The 19,220-nt window shown below is 45.3% G+C and carries 18 protein-coding genes and 1 riboswitch; of the genes, 5 read left to right on the forward strand and 13 right to left on the reverse strand.

The window, feature by feature from the left end:
- The 12 genes from thiD to BLP57_RS07535 all read right to left on the reverse strand — a co-directional run bounded on the left by thiD (position 1) and on the right by BLP57_RS07535 (position 16,358).
- Positions 1-804, reverse strand: a complete 804-nt coding sequence (gene thiD / locus BLP57_RS07480; RefSeq protein ID WP_092070515.1) for a bifunctional hydroxymethylpyrimidine kinase/phosphomethylpyrimidine kinase — start codon at positions 802-804, stop codon at positions 1-3.
- Positions 801-1,481 carry an HAD family hydrolase gene (locus BLP57_RS07485; RefSeq protein ID WP_173741506.1) on the reverse strand — a complete coding sequence of 227 codons (681 nt, stop codon included), beginning with the start codon at positions 1,479-1,481 and terminating at the stop codon, positions 801-803. Before BLP57_RS07485 ends, thiD begins: the two co-directional genes overlap by 4 nt.
- Positions 1,482-1,661: 180 nt before the next feature.
- Positions 1,662-3,074 (reverse strand): amidophosphoribosyltransferase, encoded by a 1,413-nt coding sequence (locus BLP57_RS07490; RefSeq protein WP_092070520.1) that lies wholly within the window; start codon positions 3,072-3,074, stop codon positions 1,662-1,664.
- A 262-nt stretch (positions 3,075-3,336) separates the two neighbouring features.
- Positions 3,337-5,898: a heavy metal translocating P-type ATPase gene (locus BLP57_RS07495; RefSeq protein ID WP_092070523.1), complete on the reverse strand. Its 2,562-nt coding sequence runs from the start codon at positions 5,896-5,898 to the stop codon at positions 3,337-3,339.
- Between the two features lie 36 nt (positions 5,899-5,934).
- Positions 5,935-6,246, reverse strand: a complete 312-nt coding sequence (locus BLP57_RS07500) for a metal-sensing transcriptional repressor (RefSeq protein ID WP_059085725.1) — start codon at positions 6,244-6,246, stop codon at positions 5,935-5,937.
- Positions 6,247-6,478: 232 nt separating this feature from the next.
- Positions 6,479-7,906, reverse strand: coding sequence for a tRNA (N6-isopentenyl adenosine(37)-C2)-methylthiotransferase MiaB (gene miaB, locus BLP57_RS07505; protein ID WP_092070526.1), 1,428 nt, complete (start codon positions 7,904-7,906; stop codon positions 6,479-6,481).
- A 101-nt stretch (positions 7,907-8,007) separates the two neighbouring features.
- Positions 8,008-9,582, reverse strand: coding sequence for a cardiolipin synthase (cls, locus tag BLP57_RS07510; protein WP_092070529.1), 1,575 nt, complete (start codon positions 9,580-9,582; stop codon positions 8,008-8,010).
- 80 nt (positions 9,583-9,662) lie between these two features.
- The gene (rpsU, locus tag BLP57_RS07515; protein WP_004222305.1) at positions 9,663-9,839 is read right to left on the reverse strand and encodes a 30S ribosomal protein S21; all 177 of its coding nucleotides are present in this window, start codon (positions 9,837-9,839) and stop codon (positions 9,663-9,665) included.
- Positions 9,840-10,004: 165 nt separating this feature from the next.
- The gene (gene alaS / locus BLP57_RS07520) at positions 10,005-12,647 is read right to left on the reverse strand and encodes an alanine--tRNA ligase (RefSeq protein ID WP_092070532.1); all 2,643 of its coding nucleotides are present in this window, start codon (positions 12,645-12,647) and stop codon (positions 10,005-10,007) included.
- 86 nt (positions 12,648-12,733) lie between these two features.
- On the reverse strand, positions 12,734-13,960 hold the full coding sequence (gene tyrS / locus BLP57_RS07525) for a tyrosine--tRNA ligase (RefSeq protein ID WP_015524942.1): 1,227 nt from the start codon (positions 13,958-13,960) through the stop codon (positions 12,734-12,736).
- Between the two features lie 563 nt (positions 13,961-14,523).
- On the reverse strand, positions 14,524-15,012 hold the full coding sequence (rnhA, locus tag BLP57_RS07530) for a ribonuclease HI (protein WP_021651464.1): 489 nt from the start codon (positions 15,010-15,012) through the stop codon (positions 14,524-14,526).
- A 77-nt stretch (positions 15,013-15,089) separates the two neighbouring features.
- Entirely contained in the window at positions 15,090-16,358 is a 1,269-nt protein-coding gene (locus tag BLP57_RS07535; protein WP_092070535.1) for a cell wall hydrolase, read from the reverse strand.
- Positions 16,359-16,532: 174 nt separating this feature from the next.
- Here BLP57_RS07535 and BLP57_RS07540 point away from each other — a divergent pair, with 174 nt between their 5' ends.
- A complete protein-coding gene (locus BLP57_RS07540; protein WP_092070538.1) occupies positions 16,533-16,832 on the forward strand; it encodes a hypothetical protein in 300 nt (99 codons plus the stop codon).
- 19 nt (positions 16,833-16,851) lie between these two features.
- Here BLP57_RS07540 and BLP57_RS18430 read toward each other — a convergent pair whose 3' ends face one another.
- Positions 16,852-16,986: a hypothetical protein gene (locus BLP57_RS18430; protein WP_255363762.1), complete on the reverse strand. Its 135-nt coding sequence runs from the start codon at positions 16,984-16,986 to the stop codon at positions 16,852-16,854.
- Positions 16,987-17,092: 106 nt separating this feature from the next.
- Between BLP57_RS18430 and BLP57_RS07545 the strand changes: the two genes are divergently transcribed.
- The 4 genes from BLP57_RS07545 (at position 17,093) to BLP57_RS07560 (ending at position 19,215) form a co-directional block, all read left to right on the forward strand.
- Complete coding sequence (locus BLP57_RS07545; protein WP_022426549.1) at positions 17,093-17,449, forward strand: hypothetical protein; 357 nt, start codon at positions 17,093-17,095, stop codon at positions 17,447-17,449.
- Positions 17,446-17,721, forward strand: a complete 276-nt coding sequence (locus BLP57_RS07550; RefSeq protein ID WP_015524936.1) for a hypothetical protein — start codon at positions 17,446-17,448, stop codon at positions 17,719-17,721. The genes BLP57_RS07545 and BLP57_RS07550 overlap by 4 nt, the downstream gene beginning before the upstream one ends.
- 219 nt (positions 17,722-17,940) lie before the next feature.
- Positions 17,941-18,037: riboswitch (THF riboswitch) on the forward strand.
- A gap of 144 nt (positions 18,038-18,181) precedes the next feature.
- On the forward strand, positions 18,182-18,739 hold the full coding sequence (folE, locus tag BLP57_RS07555) for a GTP cyclohydrolase I FolE (protein ID WP_092070541.1): 558 nt from the start codon (positions 18,182-18,184) through the stop codon (positions 18,737-18,739).
- Positions 18,739-19,215 (forward strand): HD domain-containing protein, encoded by a 477-nt coding sequence (locus BLP57_RS07560; RefSeq protein WP_092070544.1) that lies wholly within the window; start codon positions 18,739-18,741, stop codon positions 19,213-19,215. Before folE ends, BLP57_RS07560 begins: the two co-directional genes overlap by 1 nt.
- The last annotated feature ends 5 nt before the right edge of the window (positions 19,216-19,220 follow it).

The raw sequence follows: 19,220 nt of genomic DNA on the forward strand, positions 1-19,220 counted from the left end.
TTATGCCTCCTCTGTATAATTGTTCTTTATCGCAAAGCCATGATCCATAGGGCCGCTTCCTTTTCCCAGATCCAGCATGGCAGCAAGGGCTCCGGAAATATAGTCCTTGGCATGGTTTACAGATTCCACCATGGAAAATCCCTTTGCAAGGTTGGAAGTGATGGCCGAGGAAAGAGTACATCCTGTTCCGTGGGTATTGGGATTGTCGATCCTTTTTCCCTCAAACCACTGATATGTTCCATTCACATAGAGAAGATCATTGGCATCATTGAGCTTATGTCCGCCCTTGCAGAGAACTGCACAGTGATACTGCTCGGAAACCTGTTTTGCAGCTTCGATCATATCATCGGCGCTTTTGATCTTCCGTCCGGTAAGCACCTCGGTTTCCGGGATATTGGGGGTGAGAAGATCTGCAAGAGGAAACAGTTCTTCCTTCAGAACATCCACCGCCTCCTCACTGATCAGTCTTGCACCGCTTGTGGCAACCATAACCGGGTCCACCACGATATTTTTTGCCCGATACTGTCGGAGCTTTCCTGCGATCATATGGATCAGATCACTTTCGGAAACCATTCCGATTTTTACTGCATCCGGAAAGATATCCGTAAAAATACAGTCCAGCTCCTGACCCAGGAACTCTGCGGTTGCATTCTGGATGGCTGTGACACCGGTGGTGTTCTGGGCAGTCAGCGCGGTGATGGCACTCATGGCGTATACTCCGTTTGCCATCATGGTTTTAATATCGGCCTGGATCCCGGCTCCTCCGCTGGAATCGCTGCCTGCGATGGTTAATGCTGTTTTCATCTTTGGTTTCCTCCGTTTTCTGTGAATATATAGTTCTGTAACTCTGTCAGATCCCGACAGTAGATATAGGCATCCTTTTTCAGCTGTTCCTGATCCGGTTCTCCCAATGCGTCATAAATACCGGCAGTCAGAAATCCTGCATTTCCGGCAGTCTGCAACGCGTAGAGTGAATCCTCCACAACCAGCGTCCGGGATGGCTCCGTTCCCAGTGCTTCTGCAGCCGTAAGATAGACCCTCGGAGAATGTTTGCTTTCTCCGATCTCACTGGTGGTATAGATTTTATCAAAAAAGGAAAGAAGTCCGTTTCTTTCCAGCGCCCGGCAGATATGTTCCCTGGGGCTTGAGGTTGCCACCGCAGCCGGGATTTTCTGTTCTGCAAGGCATTGAAGAAGTTCTCTGGCACCTGATTTTGCCGGGACCTCTTCAAAATAGTATTTACGGATCCGGGATTTCAGATCCATCACGATCTTTTCTTCGGAATACGCAAGAGTAAACCTGTTTTTCAGCCAGTCCGCTCCCTGCTCCATACTCATGGGAAAAAGGATTTCGTCCATTTCCGCAACCGGCTGATATCCCAGATCTGTAATATATCGTTTTCCAAGCTCCTTCCAAACAGAGAGCGAATCCAGAAGGACGCCGTCTGCATCAAATATCACGGCTTTTATAGGAAAAATCATGTTTATTCTCCTGAAAATTTTTTTTTGATACTCTGTCATTGGAACATTACGAAATAATTTCCCATGACATAAAAAACGCGGATATACCACAAAAGATATATCCGCATTTATTATAAGCCTCAGATATCCAAAATGCAACCGGGAGTTAAGGAGGCTCATCTGAAACAGCAGCTCTGTTTTTTATTCTTTACCGTTAAAACAATATGTGCATATATTACAAGGATCGATCCCAATGGATTCCAGAAGATCATCCAGTCTGTGATAACGGAGAGTTGTAAAATTCTGCATCTCGCAGATATCCTGTACCATCTGCTCGTATTTCTCTGTATGTGGATCTGCATATTCATCCAGAACTTCCTGCGGACAGTTGGGGCCTTCTCTCTTCTCGATCACCTGACGGGCGATCAGCTCCATCTCAGATTTGGAACGTGAGAAGTTTAAATATTTGCAGCCGTACATGATTGGCGGGCAGGCAGGACGGACATGAACCTCTTTGGCTCCGCTGCGGTACAGAAATTCGGTTGTCTCGCGAAGCTGGGTGCCACGTACGATGGAATCGTCTATGAGAAGAAGTTTTTTATCCTTGATCAGCGCACGTACCGGGATCAGTTTCATTTTGGCAATAAGGTTACGCTGGTTCTGATTGGTCGGCATAAAAGATCTGGGCCAGGTTGGTGTATATTTAATGAATGGTCTTGCGTAAGGAATGCCGGATTCATTGGCGTATCCGATGGCATGGGCAATGCCGGAATCCGGAACACCGGCTACAATGTCCGGGTGCACGGAATCGCCGTCTCTCTTTGCAAGCATGCTTCCACAGCGGTAGCGCATCTCCTCTACATTTACACCTTCATAAGAGGCTGTCGGATATCCGTAGTAAACCCAGAGGAAGGAACAGATCTTCATTTTCTTTCCGGGCTCAACCAGAGTTTTGACTTCGTCTGCTGTTACGAATACGATCTCTCCGGGGCCAAGTTCTTTATAATCTTCGTATCCAAGGTTGATATAGGCATGACTTTCAAAGGAAATACAGTATGACCCTTCTTTGCGGCCAATTTCCACAGGAGTTCTGCCCATCTTGTCACGGGCTGCATAAATTCCGTCTTTTGTCATAAGGAGCAGAGTCATGGAGCCGTCGATCAGTCCCTGTACGTACTGGATACCTTCCACAAAGTTGTCCTTTTCACAGATCAGTGCAGCGATCAGTTCGGTCACATTGACTGTTCCATTGGTCATCTCCTGAAAATGTACCTTGGTCGTATCATACAGCTGCTGCAGAAGTTCATCGTAATTATTAATCTTTCCCACAAAAGTGAGGGCAAAGCTGCCGATCCTGGAACTGAACAGAAGGGGCTGAGGCTCATAATCAGAAATACATCCGATTCCCATATTTCCCTTCATGGAACCCACATCTCCGTCAAATTTTGTACGGAAAGGCGTGTTCTCAATGTTGTGGATGGCACGGTCAAATCCATGTTCTCCGTAAACAGCCATACCTCCGCGGCGTGTTCCCAGATGAGAATGGTAATCCACTCCGTAAAAAAGCTCCAGTACACAGTCATCCTTCGATGCTACTCCAAAAAATCCGCTCATAATGCGCTCCTCTCTACTACTATGATGTTAACGATTTCTGTTATCGTTCCTATATCCATAATCGCTATCAGTATAGCATAAGAGAATTGAAAATAAAAACCAATTTGGCGGATAATCCTGCTTTTTCAGAATAAACTATAAAGATATTAGCCGGATTTATAGAAGTGGAAAATTTTTTCTGTATGAGACAAAAGAAACAGCTCCGCTTTTACAGAACTGTTTCTTTTGGCCATTTGGCAAATATGTGGTTTAAAAATCCGGTTTATTCCTGGGTGATTCCCTTAAACTCGTAACCGGCTTCCTTGATCACTTCTTCAACCTTTGCCTCGTCAACCTTCTCAGGTACAGAGAATACAGTTGTTCCGTTCTCGTGGGAAGAAACTACGTCTTCTGCTCCGAAAGCTGCCTGGATGGCTTTGTTTACGTGTGCCTCACAGTGTCCGCACATCATTCCTTCTACATTGACCGTTACCTTTACCATTGTTTTGTTCTCCTTTTCTTCTTTTATATTTTCATCATGACTGATGTGTAATGTTACCGGATTTTTGATCGTTTTGTCTTTGGCTGCATTGTGGATCTGAAACAGATTCAGACGCAGTGCATTTGTTACAACACAGAAGCTGGAAAGACTCATGGCCGCAGCTCCGAACATCGGATTCAAAGTCCATCCGAAAAGCGGGATCCAGACACCTGCTGCAAGGGGAATGCCGATTATATTGTAGAAAAATGCCCAGAAAAGATTCTCATGGATATTCCGAAGTGTGGCGCGGCTTAAACGTACTGCCGCTGGAACATCGCTTAACTGGCTCTTCATCAGAACGATATCTGCCGCATCAATGGCAATATCTGTTCCTGCACCGATGGCAATTCCGATATCGGCTCTTGTAAGTGCCGGCGCGTCGTTGATACCGTCACCGACCATGGCAACCTTTCCCTGCTCCTTCAGAGCGCGGATCACACTTTCTTTTCCATCCGGAAGAACTCCTGCGATCACATCGTCAACTCCTGCCTGAGCTCCGATGGCTTTTGCGGTACGCTCATTGTCACCAGTAAGCATAACTACACGGATTCCCATGTTCTGAAGCTCTTTTACTGCACGGGGACTGTCTTCCTTGATCACATCCGCAACTGCGATGATTCCCAGAAGTTTACCGTTTCGTGTGAAAAGAAGGGGCGTTTTTCCCTGCTCTGCAAGCTGCTCGGCTCTCCTGTTAAGGTCTGCGGAAACATTTGTCTGGCTGCTGATAAATTTCAGGCTTCCGCCTGTCAGTTTGTCACTTCCAAGTATAGCGAAAAGTCCGTTTCCCGGAAGTGCCTGGAAGCCGGTTACTTCACCTGTGGCAAGGTTCTCTTTCTCGGCTTTTTTTAGAACTGCCTTTGCCAGTGGATGTTCACTTTTTTTCTCCAGTGCACAGGCCAGCATGAGAAGCTCTGTTTCTGTAACTCCCTCAGCCGGAAGAATATCTGTTACCTCCGGCTGACCGCTTGTAATGGTTCCGGTTTTATCCAAAGCGACGATCTGGACTTTTCCTGCTTCCTCAAGAGAAACGGCTGTTTTGAAAAGGATTCCGTTTTTGGCACCCATACCGTTGCCGACCATAATGGCAACCGGTGTTGCAAGGCCAAGTGCGCAGGGGCAGCTGATGACCAGAACGGAAATCCCCCTTGCCAGAGCATAACCGAAGGTCTGTCCTGCAAGAAGCCAGATGATCGTTGTGATCACTGCGATTGTGATCACTGCCGGTACAAACACACCGGAAACACGGTCTGCGATCTTTGCGATCGGTGCCTTGGTGGCTGCCGCATCACTGACCATTTTGATGATCTGGGAAAGGGTGGTATCCTCTCCCACTCTGGTCGCTTCGCATTTGATAAATCCGGACTGATTCACGGTTGCCGCAGAAACCATATCTCCGGTTTCTTTATCAACCGGGATACTCTCGCCGGTCAGTGCGGATTCATTGACTGCTGTGGTTCCTTCCAGGATCACTCCGTCCACCGGAATATTCTCTCCCGGGCGGACGACAAAGGTTTCTCCTTTCTGAACCTGCTCAATAGGAACGGTAAGTTCCTGTCCCTTTCGTACCACAACCGCAGTTTTGGGTGCCAGCTTCATAAGGCTTTTAAGCGCATCCGTTGTCTTTCCTTTAGAACGGGCCTCCAGCATTTTTCCTACGGTGATCAGTGTCAGGATCATGGCTGCAGATTCAAAATAAAAATCCATCATGTAATTCATAACTGCAGCAGAATCTCCGTCTGCCTGTGCTCTTGTCATGGCAAACAGTGCATAGACGCTCCACAGGAAGGATGCCATGGAGCCAAGAGCTACCAGAGTATCCATATTTGGGGAACGGCGCCACAGACTCTTAAATCCATTGATGAAAAATTTCTGGTTGATCACCATGATGATACCAGCCAGGAGCAGCTGTACCAGTCCCATGGCTACGTGATTGCCGTCAAACCATTTCGGCAGTGGCCATCCCCACATCATGTGCCCCATGGAGAAATACATCAGCACCAGCAAAAATCCTACGGATGTGATAAGACGTCTCTTTAGGATCGGAGTTTCATGATCTTCCAGTGCTTCTTCTGCCGCAGACATGGAAATCTTCGCTCCGGCAGCCCCGCCCTTTAAGGATGCACCATATCCGGCGGCTTCCACTGCGGCAATGATCTCGCCGGATGAAGCGGTTCCTTCAACTCCCATGGAGTTGGTCAGAAGACTGACGGAACAGCTATTCACCCCCGGAACTTTCGATACGGCTTTTTCCACACGGGCAGAGCAGGCGGCGCAGCTCATACCAGTTACATTATATTGTTCCATTTTCTTTCAGTACCTCCTAAAATCCAGTTTGTCCCTTTATTTCATCAGCTTCTGGAGGGTTGCTACCAGCTCATCAATGGTCTCATCCTTACCTTCCCGGATATCCCGGGCAACGCAGGTGCGGATGTGGCTGGCAAGCAGCTCTTTATTAAACGCATTCACTGCAGCATTGACTGCAGCGGACTGAATCAGGATATCATTACAGTAGGCATCATTCTCCATCATTCCTATAATGCCTCTGATCTGGCCTTCAATACGTTTCAGACGGTTGATCAGCTTTTTTTTCTCCTCCTCTGAACGTGCAGTGTGTTTTTTACAACAGCAGGGACAGGCTTTCTTTTCAGACATAGGCTGTCTCTCCTTTCTCATAAATACCCTCATGGGGTATCCTCTATATATGGAATAATATATACCCTCATGGGGTATTTGTCAATAGAAACAGTATTTTTATAATAAAAAAGCCCGCTCATCCGATAATGGCAATGAGCGGGTAATATAAACTTATAATTAGCCGAATCAGGTAAGTCCCCAACGGGGTTGCGAAAAACAATAAGCAGTGGGTGGGGACTTGTCGATAATTCTACTCTTCCACGATATGTCCGAAATAATAGAATCCCTTGCAGGTATCCAGGCTTACTTTTACATATTTGCCGATGAGATCTTTTTCTCCTGGGAAATGAACCAAGAGATTATGCTGGGTACGACCTGTAAGAGTACCCTTCTCCCGGTTTTCGTCTTCTACCAGGATTTCCTGAATGGTTCCCTGGAAACGGGAGGAATTTTCCCGGCCCTTTTCCTGCACCAGGGTAAGAAGACGGCTAAAACGGTCTTTTACCACATCCTCCGGCACCTGATTTTCCATGCCGGCTGCAGGGGTTCCGCTTCGTTTGGAATAAATAAATGTGAAGGCAGTATCATAATTTGCTTTTCTTACAACATCCAGTGTTTCCTGGAAATCTTCTTCTGTTTCTCCCGGAAATCCGACCATGATATCTGTTGTCAGCGAAATATCCGGGATTGCCTTACGGATCTTATCTACCAGCTCCAGATATTTCTCCTTGTCGTAACGGCGGTTCATTTCCTTTAAGACTCTGCTGCTTCCGGACTGCAGCGGAAGATGCAGATGGTGACAGATCTTCTGGCTCTCTGCCATGGTCTGGATCAGCTCATCGGACAGGTCCTTCGGATGGGAAGTCATAAAACGGATACGCTTCAGCCCTTCGATCTTTTCCACTTCTTTCAGAAGTTCTGCAAAGGTTACCGGTGTTTCCAGAGTTTTTCCGTAGGAGTTTACATTCTGACCAAGAAGCATGATCTCAGTAACGCCATCTGCGACCAGTTCCTCGATCTCGCGGATGATGGCCTGTGGCTCGCGGCTCTTTTCACGGCCGCGGACATAAGGAACGATGCAGTAGCTGCAGAAGTTATTGCAGCCAAACATTACGCTGACTCCTGTTTTGAAGGAGTATTTGCGGGAAGTTGGCATGCCCTCTACGATCTCATCGGATTCCTTCCAGATATCAATGATCTGGTCGTCGGTCTGCAGCGTCCGGTAAAAAAGCTCCGGGAATTTGTGGATATTATGGGTTCCGAATACAAGATTTACATATTTATAATCCTTGCGGATCTTTTCTACTACGTGATGCTCCTGCATCATACATCCGAACAGTACGATCTTCATATCCGGGTGCTCCCGTTTGATGCTCTTTAAATGTCCAAGATGTCCATAGATCTTCTGATTGGCATTTTCCCGGACTGTGCAGGTGTTAAATACAACTGCATCAGCATCCTCGGTATCTACCATTTCATATCCCATTTTTTCCATGATGGCCGCAATAGACTCTGTCTGGATGGAGTTCATCTGGCATCCTTCATTCTGGATGTGGAAGGTGGGACGTTTCGTACTGCTTTTGGCAAGAAGCTCTTTACATTTTTCAATGTACTGAAGCTGGATCTCTGTTTCTTTGTTCTGGCTCAAATCAATTCCTCCAATAACTAAAAATTTCATATGTATCTATAAATTATTTTTCTTTAGACAATATCAGACGGGAGCATTGAACTCACGTCTGATATATCATACAGAATTTACAGTTGTCTGTCAAAGAGTTTTTATAATAGCGGTGCAAAAACTCTCAGTACGTTCTGAATGGCACGTACCACAATATTTCTCTTCTGGCAGAATGCCAGATCAATGGGATCACAGTACTCCAGGGTTTCTGTAAAATCATCCCGGATGTCCAGGATCACATCATTCTTATACATCCAGACACCATCTTCAAAATGCAGATAAAGGCTTCGGTAATCCAGATTTATGGTTCCTACGACGCCTACTTTGTCATCACAGACAAAAGATTTTGCATGTAAAAATCCCGGCTGGTATTCGTAGATCTTTACACCTGCTTCCAGAAGCTGCTTATAATAAGACTGTGTCAGCAGGAAGACCATTTTTTTGTCCGGGATACCTGGTGTCATGATCCGGACATCTACACCGCTTTTTGCAGCGAGGCACAGGGCGGTCATCATCTCATTATCTATGATCAGATATGGTGTGCAGATATAAACATAGTTTTTGGCGCGATTGATAATATTAAGATAAACGTTCTCTCCTACGATCTCATCGTCCAGGGGGGAATCGCAGAATGGCTGGACATAACCGTTTCCCGGAAATTCGTTGGGGTGCCACCTGTGCGGAACATAATTTCCGAAATCAAGAGAAGTATCTGTTCTGGTAACGATTCCCCACATATACAGGAACATAGCTGTCATATTCCAGACGCCTTCTCCTTTCAGCATAACGGCTGTATCCTTCCAGTGGCCAAACCGTTTTCGCTGATTGATATATTCGTCAGCCAGGTTGATGCCGCCGGTAAAACCGGTCCAGCCATCGATCACACAGATCTTACGGTGGTCACGGTTATTCTGGATTATATTAAGAATCGGACGGAACCGGTTGAATACTTCGCATTTGATCCCCCGCCGGCGCATCTCCTGATCATACTTGTATGGCAATGTGGTAAGGCAGCCGAAGCCATCATAGATCAGTCGGACATCCACTCCTTCTTTAGCCTTTTTTTCAAGGATATTAAGGATCGTCTGCCACATTACCCCGTCATTTATGATGAAATATTCGATAAAAATAAAATGCTTTGCCTGCTCCAGTTCATGCACCAGAACCGGAAACATATCATCTCCTACCTGAAAATACTCTGCTGTGGTATTCTCGTGAACCGGATATCTTGAATACTGCCAGATGTAATCCGACTGGATCCTCATGGAACGGTCGTCTTCGTTTAAACGTTTTCTTGTGAGCTCTGAGCCTTCCAGGTATTCAGCAGTTTCATCAATAAGATTCTGGTAATGCTGCTCCATTACAGCGCCGATCCGTGACTTACCGAAAAGAAGGTACAGGGAAACACCAAATACCGGAAAAATAAGGATCAGCATCGTCCAGGCGAGCTTATAAGATGGATTGATCTTTTTATTTACGATCCACAGAACAACCAGAAAACCTATGACCTGCATTCCGATCGTCACCCATCTGGAGTATTCCATAAGCCGGAAAAGGGCGATCAGCAGCCATGCCAGCTGCACAACAAGAGCCAGAGCTACATAAAAAATTCGATTAAATAATAATTTAAGGAGCGATCGCAATGGTTTGATAATCAGTTTAATAAACAAATTCATATTTCTTTCCTTCGTCAAACGTTCCTGTTTCTATTTAATTAAAAATCCCTGACCATACAGCCAGGGATTTTTGCGCACAATTAATTATATTTACGTTTTCTTGCGGCTTCAGATTTTTTCTTACGACGAACGCTTGGCTTCTCGTAATGCTCTCTCTTACGGATTTCCTGCTGGATTCCCGCCTTAGCACAGCTTCTCTTGAATCTGCGAAGAGCGCTATCTAAAGTCTCGTTCTCTTTTACGATAACGTTTGACATAGACTCACACCTAACCTCCCTCCAGTTGTAGATTGTGCTAAAATACAACTGTCTGGGTATTTTTCTTGCACGAGTGTTATTATATAGCATAACATGTGGTTTCGTCAACATCTTTTTCGATTTTTATGAAAAAAATGTCAAAATTGTAAATCACGCACAACTTTGTTATTTTGTGAGCTGTTTTTCAAGGATTCCTGCTGCTGCGTCCATAGCTTCCTGAGCCTTTTCCGGATTCTTTCCGCCGGCCTGTGCCATGTTCGGACGTCCGCCACCGCCACCGCCAACGATCGCTGCCACAGCTTTGATCAGGTTTCCTGCATGAGCGCCTGCTTTCTGAGCTGCATCCGTTGCCATTGCAAGAAGATTAACCTTGCCGTCGTTTACTGCTGCAAGAAGGACAACACCTTCGCCAAGCTGCTCTTTCAGTTTATCACCCAGGTCTCTGAGACCGTTCATGTCAACGCCCTCAACTTTGGCTGCAAGGAGTTTTACGCCGTTTACTTCAACGACTTTATCCATGACATCGCCAAGTGCACTCTGGGCAGCTTTGCTCTTGAGGGATTCATTTTCGCTCTGAAGAGCCTTTACCTCAGCCTGCAGGTGACTGATCTTTTCTACAACCTCGGCTGTATTGGCCTTTAATGCTTTTGCAGCCTCATGGAGAAGCTCTTCCTGCTTTCTGTAGTATTCGATAACTGCTTTGCCGGTAAGTGCCTCAATACGGCGTACACCAGCTGCGATACCGGATTCGGACACGATCTTAAAGAGCATGATGGAGCTTGTATTCTTTACATGAGTACCACCACAGAGCTCTTTGGAAAAGTCTCCCATGGATACTACACGTACCTTCTGGTCATATTTCTCACCAAAGAGAGCCATTGCTCCGGATTTCTTGGCTTCTTCCACATCCATGACATCTGTATGAACATCAAGACCTGCCTGGATCTCTTTGTTTACAAGCTCTTCTGTTGCCTGGAGTTCTTCTGCTGTCATAGCCTGAAAATGAGCAAAGTCAAAACGAAGTCTGTCCGGAGTTACCAGAGAACCCTTCTGCTCTACGTGGGAACCAAGAACGGTTTTCAGTGCTTTCTGAAGAAGATGTGTTGCACTGTGGTTTTTCTCGGTATCTTTTCTTGCTTCTTCGTTTACCTTCAGGGATACTGTCTCACCTGAGGAAATCATACCGGATTCCATATGTCCTACGTGGCCAAATTTACCGCCGCGGAGTTTGATGGTGTCCTCAACAACAAATTTACCGTTTGCAGTCTCGATCACACCGGTATCACCTTCCTGTCCACCCATTGTTGCATAGAAAGGAGTCTGCTCTACAAATACGGTACCCTTCTGTCCCTCTGTGAGAGAATCTACGATCTCTGTTTCTGTGGTAAGGACAGTAACCTTGGAATCAAAGGTAAGATGATCGTAGCCGACAAATTCTGTTGTTACGTTTACATCAATATCATCGTATACGGTTGCGTCTGCACCCATATAGTTGGTTACTTCACGGGCAGTACGTGCCTTGACTCTCTGTTCCTCCATTGCTTTCTGGAAGCCTTCCTCGTCAATGCCGTAGCCTTTTTCCTCAAGGATCTCTTTTGTAAGGTCAAGAGGGAATCCGTACGTATCATAAAGCTTGAATGCGTTGTCACCGGAAAGAGTCTTTTCACCTGCTTTTTTCATATCCTCTTCCATGTCGGAAAGGATGCGAAGTCCCTGATCGATAGTTTTGTTGAACTGATTCTCCTCATTTGTCAGTACACGGAAGATGAACTCTTTCTTCTCCTCAAGCTCCGGATATCCGGCTTTGGAGCTCTCGATCACCTGTGCACTTAATTTTGCAAGGAAAGTTCCCTCGATGCCAAGAAGACGTCCGTGACGTGCTGCACGGCGGATCAGACGGCGGAGAACATATCCACGTCCCTCATTGGTTGGCATGATTCCATCGGAGATCATAAATGTTGCGGAACGGATATGGTCCGTGATCAGACGGATGGAAACGTCATCGGCATAGTTTTTATCATATTCTTTATGTGCGATCTCGCATACAAGATTACGAAGTGCACAAATTGTATCTACATCAAAAATAGAATCAACATCCTGAACAACTACAGCAAGACGCTCAAGTCCCATACCGGTATCGATGTTTTTCTGTTTCAGGGTTGTGTAGTTTCCGTTTCCATCGTTCTCGAACTGTGTGAAAACGTTGTTCCATACTTCCATGTAACGGTCGCAGTCGCAGCCTACCGTACATCCAGGTTTGCCACAGCCGTATTTTTCGCCACGGTCATAGTAGATCTCAGAGCATGGACCGCATGGACCTGCGCCATGCTCCCAGAAGTTATCCTCTTTTCCGAAACGGAAAATACGTTCAGACGGAATCCCTACTTCTTTGTTCCAGATATTGAAGGCTTCATCATCATCCAGGTAAATGGATGGGTAGAGACGGTCTGCATCAAGCCCTACAACCTCAGTAAGAAACTCCCAGGACCAGTGGATGGCTTCTTTCTTGAAGTAATCACCAAAAGAGAAGTTACCAAGCATTTCAAAGAAAGTACCGTGACGTGCGGTTTTACCTACATTTTCGATATCTCCGGTACGGATACATTTCTGGCAGGTTGTCACTCTTGTTCTTGGCGGCTTCTCAGCACCTGTAAAATATGGTTTCAGCGGAGCCATACCTGCATTGATCAGCAGAAGACTCTTATCTCCCTGAGGAACCAGGGAAAAGCTTTTCATTACAAGATGGCCCTTGCTCTCCATAAAGTCAAGGAACATCTTACGAAGTTCGTTCACTCCGTACTTTTTCATGTTGTTATCCTCCTTGTGTCAACCCTACCTGTCAGCATTTCCGGAATGCCGTAGCTTTATCCCGGAAATGTCACAGATATGGGAAATTATTTTACACAGATCTTTTTGAATTTTTTCTTGCCTCGTTTCAGAACGATCCCGTCCCCTGCAAAAGCATCCTTCTCAACCGTATGGTAAATATCGGTGAGCTTCTCACCATCGATGGATACACCACCCTGCTGGATCGCACGGCGACCCTCGGAACGGCTTGGTACCAGCTCTGCTTTTACAAGAAGTGTGATCAGGTCGATTTTTCCTTCCTCGTCAAAATCTTCCTCTGAAAGCTCTGTTGTAGGCATATGGGAAGTATCTGCACCTGAGAACAGTGCGCGGGCACCCTCCTGTGCTTTCTTGGCTTCCTCCTCACCGTGTACAAGCTCTGTCAGCTGGTATGCAAGGATCTCCTTGGCTTTGTTCAGCTCGCTGCCTTCCCATTTGGCCATCTCGTCGATCTCCTCAAGAGGAAGGAAAGTAAGAAGACGCATACATTTGATAACGTCAGCATCGTCTACATTTCTCCAGTACTGGTAGAAATCGAACGGGGATGTCTTATTCGGATCAAGCCATACAGCTCCAGACTGTGTTTTTCCCATCTTTTTGCCCTCAGAATTGAGAAGCAGTGTGATGGTCATGGCATAGGCATCCTTGCCAAGCTTACGGCGGATCAGCTCGGTACCGCCAAGCATGTTGCTCCACTGGTCATCGCCACCGAACTGCATGTTGCAGCCGTATTTCTGGTACAGCATGTAGAAGTCGTAGCTCTGCATGATCATGTAGTTAAATTCCAGGAAGCTTAAGCCTCGCTCCATACGCTGTTTGTAGCACTCTGCTGTCAACATACGGTTTACGGAAAAGTGAGCACCTACCTCACGGAGAAGCTCTACATAGTTAAGGTTCATAAGCCAGTCAGCATTGTTTACCATAAGAGCTTTTCCATCAGAGAAATCGATGAAACGGCTCATCTGCTGTTTAAAGCAGTCAATATTGTGCTGGATGGTTTCTTTTGTCAGCATCTGACGCATATCGGTTCTTCCGGAAGGGTCACCGATCATTCCTGTTCCGCCGCCGAGAAGGGCAATCGGACGGTTTCCTGCCATCTGCAGTCTCTTCATCAGGCAAAGAGCCATGAAGTGACCTACATGAAGGCTGTCTGCTGTAGGGTCAAAGCCAATATAGAATGTGGCTTTCCCGTTATTTACCATCTCTTTGATCTCGTCTTCGTCTGTAACCTGTGCGATCAGGCCACGTGCTTTCAGTTCTTCCCAAACTGTCATTGTTCTTTCCTCCTGTATAGTCATATAAAAAATGCCCGGTTCCTGTCCGTTTAGGACGAGAACCGGGTCCCGCGTTACCACCTAAATTTACAGAAAACTCGCATTTCCTGCCTCATAAAGTGAATCTACATCCCGTTATATCCATATATATCAAGATATAAAACCACTTCAGCACAATAACGGGTGCCATTCCGTCGCAGCCTATCTATAATACGCTATTATTATAAAGTTTATAATTTACAGTATCAAGTCCCGATTCGGTGCGCAGCTCCGGGATGTATTCACAAAAGTTCTACCCTGCGCCTCTCACCTGCCGGCTGCTCTCTGTGGGGTTTTCCTCAAGCTACTTCTTCCCTTCCAAGCCTTTTACTATACTATATGAAGTATACAAACTGCTTTTTTGTTTGTCAAGAAATTTTAATATTGCTTTGACAACTTAAAGTGGCAGAATGTTACTGTTTACTCTGTTCTCAGTAACACGCTTCGCGATGCACAGAATTTACGCTGATCGCATAAATTCGCGCGATATGTTTCGGTTTTTCTGTGAGTGATAAGTGGAACTTTTATTTCTGTAAGCCATTTATTCCTTCATCTACGTAAAGGTCATTGCCGTCTGCCGCTGATGTGGCAAGCTGATCACACCGTTCATTTAACGGATTATCTGCATGTCCCTTAACCCAGTGGAAGCTTACCTGATGCTGCTCCTTGGCCTTTAAAAGGCGTTTCCAGAGATCTACGTTCTTCACATCTTCGTTTTTTCCACGTTTCCAGTTTTTCTTCAGCCAGGCATCGATCCAGTGCTGATTAAAAGCATCTACCAGATATTTGGAATCGGAATACAGATCCACCTGGCAGGGGCGGTTCAGTGCTTCCAGTGCTACGATGGCTGCCATCAGCTCCATCCGGTTGTTTGTGGTTTTTTTGTAGCCTCTGGACAGTTCACGTTCATGTAACTGGCCTTTGGTATCGATGTACTGAAGAACTGCTCCGTAGCCTCCCGGTCCGTCCGGATTTCCCCGGGCTGCACCATCCGTATAGATTTTTACCTGCATATTTGCTTCTCCTTAAATTTTCAATTTTATGTCCATACGCCTGTTTGTTCAAAGTTTACTGCCGGAGACTATGTTGCTTATACCCAGTCTACAAAAAATGTATGGCCTTTGTAAGTTTCATATTTCACTTTATTGAAATTCAGATTCTGGTTCCAGAAATAGCTGGTCATCATGAAATACATATAATTAAAATCTTTCTGTTTAAATCCGCTGAGTGTCCTGGCCTTGCCGGAAGTGACATGTTTATTGAAAATAGTCATTGCTTCTCTTGCAGCCTGATAAGCAAGAGTACGGTTTTCAAACTGACCATTGAGACGTTTGAGAAGGGCCCCGTTCCGCACTACAGAATACTGTGGGGTTGTGCTGCTTCCGATATTCTCATAGATCACGCCTCGTATCGTAGATGGAAATTCCTTGTCTGATTTGATCGTACGATTCAATACACAGAGTGCTACTGCTTCCATTCCGATCTTGCCCTGATCGCCTGCTTCTGATTCGCAAAGTGCGGCCAGAAGTGCTTCATCTGAGGTCTTTCCGTTTGCAATTCCGGGATGACTCTTATATTCCTTGACCATGGTGTAATATCTGCTGTTTCTGGTATCATAAATTTTAACATTTCCGTTTCCGACATTTACATTAGGTTTGGTAGTCTTCGCAGTGGCCACTCCGTTTGCTGCGATGGAGTATGTAATTCCATTCACTGTCACGGAGGTACTTACTGCCATGACACCGTTGGATTTAAAATAATAGTTCTTCTGATCGATCGTCTTCAGACCAGTATACATATAACCGGTACTGGTGGCAAAATAGTAGCTGATATTTTTGGATTTGTTTTTTACCCATTTGGTTGCCATATAACCGGAAGTTTTGTAAAAATAACGTTTCTGCCCTTTGCTGTTGGTGAGCCAGCCGGTTGCCATAATGCCTCCGCTTTTTGTAAAATAACGTTTCCTTCCCTTGCTGTAGTTTACCCAGCCTGTGGTAAGCTTACCTGTTTTGGGGTTGAAATAGCGCTTATGGCCTTTGGAATCTGTCATCCATCCGGTTGTCATAACCCCCTTGCCTTTTGTAAAATAGTAGGTATATTTGCCATTGACCTTCATCCAGCCCTTTACCTGTACTCCGGTCTTTGTGTTAAAGTAGTACTTGTATCTGCCCAGGGTCAGCCAGCCTTTCTGCTTGCTCCCATCACTTTTTATGTAGTATGTTTTTCCATTGATAGTTTTAAAGCCTGCAGTGGCAGCCTGTACCTCTGTTGCAGAAGCAGAAAAGACTGTGCTTCCCACGATCAGCAGCATGGCAAGCATCAGACCCTTCAGCCATTTTTTTGTTCTGAAACTCTTCATAATTTTCCCCATTTCCTGTTTTAGATATAAAAGCTAGTTTGTCTCAAAAATTACAAAAATGTTACATTTCGTTTATTATATCGTAATGAATAAACACTGTCAACTTTTTTGTAACTGTGGACGGACTCCTGCCATATGATGAAGTGTAAATAAAATTTGCTGGAGGACTTATCGATGAGTGACTTAGCGGCTACCAATTGTGGATGTGATTGCGGATGTGGTTGTGATTCCGGATGCAGCACAGGATGTGGATGTAACAATAACTGTGGCTGTAATAATGGCTGCGGAACTTCCTTGTTTGGAAACGGTGGAAACAGCTGCTCCTGTATCCTTTGGATCATCTGTCTGATGTGTTGCTGCGGAAACAACAGTGGCTGTGGCTGTAATAACAACGGCTGCAACGACAGCTGTTGGATCATCATCCTTCTTCTGCTTTTGTGCGGAAATGGATGCGGCTGCAACAATTGCTGCTGATCTTTTGAAAAGGCAGAGGTTATTTCCTCTGCCTTTTCTGCTGCCGTTTTTCTGCTTCCTCCTGTTTCTGTTTTTTCTCTTCCAGACATTTCAGATCTATCTCATAAAAAGAATTTCCATCAATGACAAGTTCCTGTTTTTTTTCAGATTCCATAATCACATTCCTTTGAAAAATTTCTTCTATATATAATATGACCAGAGAAGGTTTCTGTCATATTTCTTTCTGCAAATTCATAGATTTCAGGAAAAAGGATTTTTTTATGGAACAGGAGCCTATCGCACGTACTGCTCTGGATGAAATGGTGGAAAGTGACCAGGATCAGATGCTGAAAGCCATGATCCCGTACCTTCCTTCTTCCGGGCAGCGGTTTTTATCTGTGTATACGAAAGTCCGGGAACTTCGGAATACCATGTCGCTTTTTCAAAGCAGCCGTAGAACAGCCGATCTGCAGGCTACCGGTTTTTCCGGCACCGATCCTCTGGAAATGCTGCAGGATATCCGTAAGTGCTGTGGCGGAGAAAATCGCCGTCAGATCGATCATATCACCAGTCTTATGGCTACGATCCAGATGCTTCAGATCATGAATGAAGATTCGTCAGGAGGTGAGAATCCATGAGTGATGACTGGAAAAATAATCCCCGGCTTTCCGGAATGGACCCTCAGAAGCTTTCCATGCTTCAGGGTCTGGCAGATCAGGGATTGGGGAAAAATCCGTCCGAACTTCTGCCTTTTATCATGGGCGCAGCTTCTAAAGGAAAAAATGCGGGCTTAAATTTCAGCTCTGATGAGATCTCCACTATCATAGAAGTTCTGAAAATGGGGAAAAGTCCGGCAGAGGCAGCTAAGCTTGACAGAATTGTGAATCTGATGAAAATGATACGTCATTAACAGCTTTGTGATCCCGGAACAGCAGTTTTCTGTTCCGGGATTTTCTACTTTGTAATTCTTTTTATATTTGTCGGAATATAATCTGCAAAAATCTGACATATCCATAGATTCTATCGCATAATTCATAGAACATATTCCCTATTTTTGTGATATTTTTTTATCATTTTCCCTTTCTTCTTATATCAGTATATGGTATACTTGTCCGTGAAATGAATGATATGCAAAATAGGATTTTATGCGTCAAGTGTTTGGCGAATGGGGAGTTGTCGCCAGAACGAAAAGTACGTCTTACGGTATGGAATCCGCACCCGTTGCAGCAATATAAGAGAATATCTCATATTGTGTAGGGCTTTTTCGACATACGTTCTATTACAATTGGAGATATCTTTTTTTATGCGCAAAAATAAAAGAGACAGTCTCCGAAAAACGTGATTTTTTTAACAAATGGAGGTTGTTATTTATGGTAGACAAAGCAAAAGTTGAAGAGGCGATCAAGCTTCTTCTCGAGGGAATCGGCGAGGATGTAAACAGAGAGGGACTGCAGGGAACTCCGGAACGTATCGCCCGCATGCGCGAGGAAATTTATGGCGGACTTGATAATGAAGCGGATGAACATCTTCAGAAACAGTTTCATGTAGAGAACAATGAAATGGTTCTGGAAAAGGATATTACCTTTTATTCCATGTGTGAACATCATCTTATGCCCTTTTACGGAAAAGCTCATATCGCATATATCCCAAATGGCAAGGTTACCGGCTTAAGCAAGCTGGCCCGTACCGTTGATGTGTATGCAAGAAGACCGCAGATCCAGGAACGTCTGACTGTGCAGATCGCAGATGCGCTGGAACGTGTTCTCGCTCCTAAGGGAATCATGGTTATGCTGGAAGCGGAGCATACCTGCATGACCATGCGTGGGATCAAAAAGCCGGGAAGCAAAACGGTTACGACTGTTACCAGAGGTGAATTTAAAGAAAATATGGAGCTTCAGAAACAGTTCCTTGCTATGGTCAAGGACTGATGGACAGAGTGAATCAGATCTGGAATCATCCGCTCTATCAGAATGAGCTTAATAAGCTTCAGCTTCTGGAGACTGACCGTGAATTCTGCAGACATACACCGGAGCATTTTTTGGATGTGGCACGCCTTGCCTATATCCGGGCACTTGAGGAAAATGCTCCTGTTTCAAAGGAACTGATCTACTGTACTGCCCTTCTTCACGATATCGGACGGGCCAGACAGTATGAAGATGGCACTCCTCATGATGAGGCCGGTGCTGCTATCGCAGGACAGATCTTAAACGAGCTTGGATTTTCTATGGAAGAAATGGAAGCGATCATTGCGGCAATACGTGGTCACAGAGCTCAGACGGATCCGACAGTTCTTGGAAAACTGCTCTATACTGCGGACAAAAGCTCCAGAAACTGTTTTTCCTGTAAAGTAGAGCCGGAATGTTACTGGTCTCCTGCAAAAAAAAATATGACGATCCAATATTAGGAGGT

The sequence above is a fragment of the Blautia sp. SF-50 genome (assembly GCF_900101315.1).
Taxonomy (GTDB): Bacteria; Bacillota; Clostridia; order Lachnospirales; family Lachnospiraceae; genus Blautia_A; species Blautia_A fusiformis.

What these genes read in the sequence shown, in the direction of transcription:
- BLP57_RS18430 (WP_255363762.1), bottom strand. Translation starts at nt 16,986, where the DNA reads ATGGAATCTGAAAAAAAACAGGAACTTGTCATTGATGGAAATTCTTTT.
- BLP57_RS07550 (WP_015524936.1), top strand. Translation starts at nt 17,446, where the DNA reads ATGAGTGATGACTGGAAAAATAATCCCCGGCTTTCCGGAATGGACCCT.
- BLP57_RS07500 (WP_059085725.1), bottom strand. Translation starts at nt 6,246, where the DNA reads ATGTCTGAAAAGAAAGCCTGTCCCTGCTGTTGTAAAAAACACACTGCA.
- tyrS (WP_015524942.1), bottom strand. Translation starts at nt 13,960, where the DNA reads ATGACAGTTTGGGAAGAACTGAAAGCACGTGGCCTGATCGCACAGGTT.
- folE (WP_092070541.1), top strand. Translation starts at nt 18,182, where the DNA reads ATGGTAGACAAAGCAAAAGTTGAAGAGGCGATCAAGCTTCTTCTCGAG.
- alaS (WP_092070532.1), bottom strand. Translation starts at nt 12,647, where the DNA reads ATGAAAAAGTACGGAGTGAACGAACTTCGTAAGATGTTCCTTGACTTT.
- BLP57_RS07540 (WP_092070538.1), top strand. Translation starts at nt 16,533, where the DNA reads ATGAGTGACTTAGCGGCTACCAATTGTGGATGTGATTGCGGATGTGGT.
- BLP57_RS07535 (WP_092070535.1), bottom strand. Translation starts at nt 16,358, where the DNA reads ATGAAGAGTTTCAGAACAAAAAAATGGCTGAAGGGTCTGATGCTTGCC.
- BLP57_RS07495 (WP_092070523.1), bottom strand. Translation starts at nt 5,898, where the DNA reads ATGGAACAATATAATGTAACTGGTATGAGCTGCGCCGCCTGCTCTGCC.
- BLP57_RS07560 (WP_092070544.1), top strand. Translation starts at nt 18,739, where the DNA reads ATGGACAGAGTGAATCAGATCTGGAATCATCCGCTCTATCAGAATGAG.
- BLP57_RS07490 (WP_092070520.1), bottom strand. Translation starts at nt 3,074, where the DNA reads ATGAGCGGATTTTTTGGAGTAGCATCGAAGGATGACTGTGTACTGGAG.
- rnhA (WP_021651464.1), bottom strand. Translation starts at nt 15,012, where the DNA reads ATGCAGGTAAAAATCTATACGGATGGTGCAGCCCGGGGAAATCCGGAC.
- cls (WP_092070529.1), bottom strand. Translation starts at nt 9,582, where the DNA reads ATGAATTTGTTTATTAAACTGATTATCAAACCATTGCGATCGCTCCTT.
- rpsU (WP_004222305.1), bottom strand. Translation starts at nt 9,839, where the DNA reads ATGTCAAACGTTATCGTAAAAGAGAACGAGACTTTAGATAGCGCTCTT.
- miaB (WP_092070526.1), bottom strand. Translation starts at nt 7,906, where the DNA reads ATGAAATTTTTAGTTATTGGAGGAATTGATTTGAGCCAGAACAAAGAA.
- thiD (WP_092070515.1), bottom strand. Translation starts at nt 804, where the DNA reads ATGAAAACAGCATTAACCATCGCAGGCAGCGATTCCAGCGGAGGAGCC.
- BLP57_RS07545 (WP_022426549.1), top strand. Translation starts at nt 17,093, where the DNA reads ATGGAACAGGAGCCTATCGCACGTACTGCTCTGGATGAAATGGTGGAA.
- BLP57_RS07485 (WP_173741506.1), bottom strand. Translation starts at nt 1,481, where the DNA reads ATGATTTTTCCTATAAAAGCCGTGATATTTGATGCAGACGGCGTCCTT.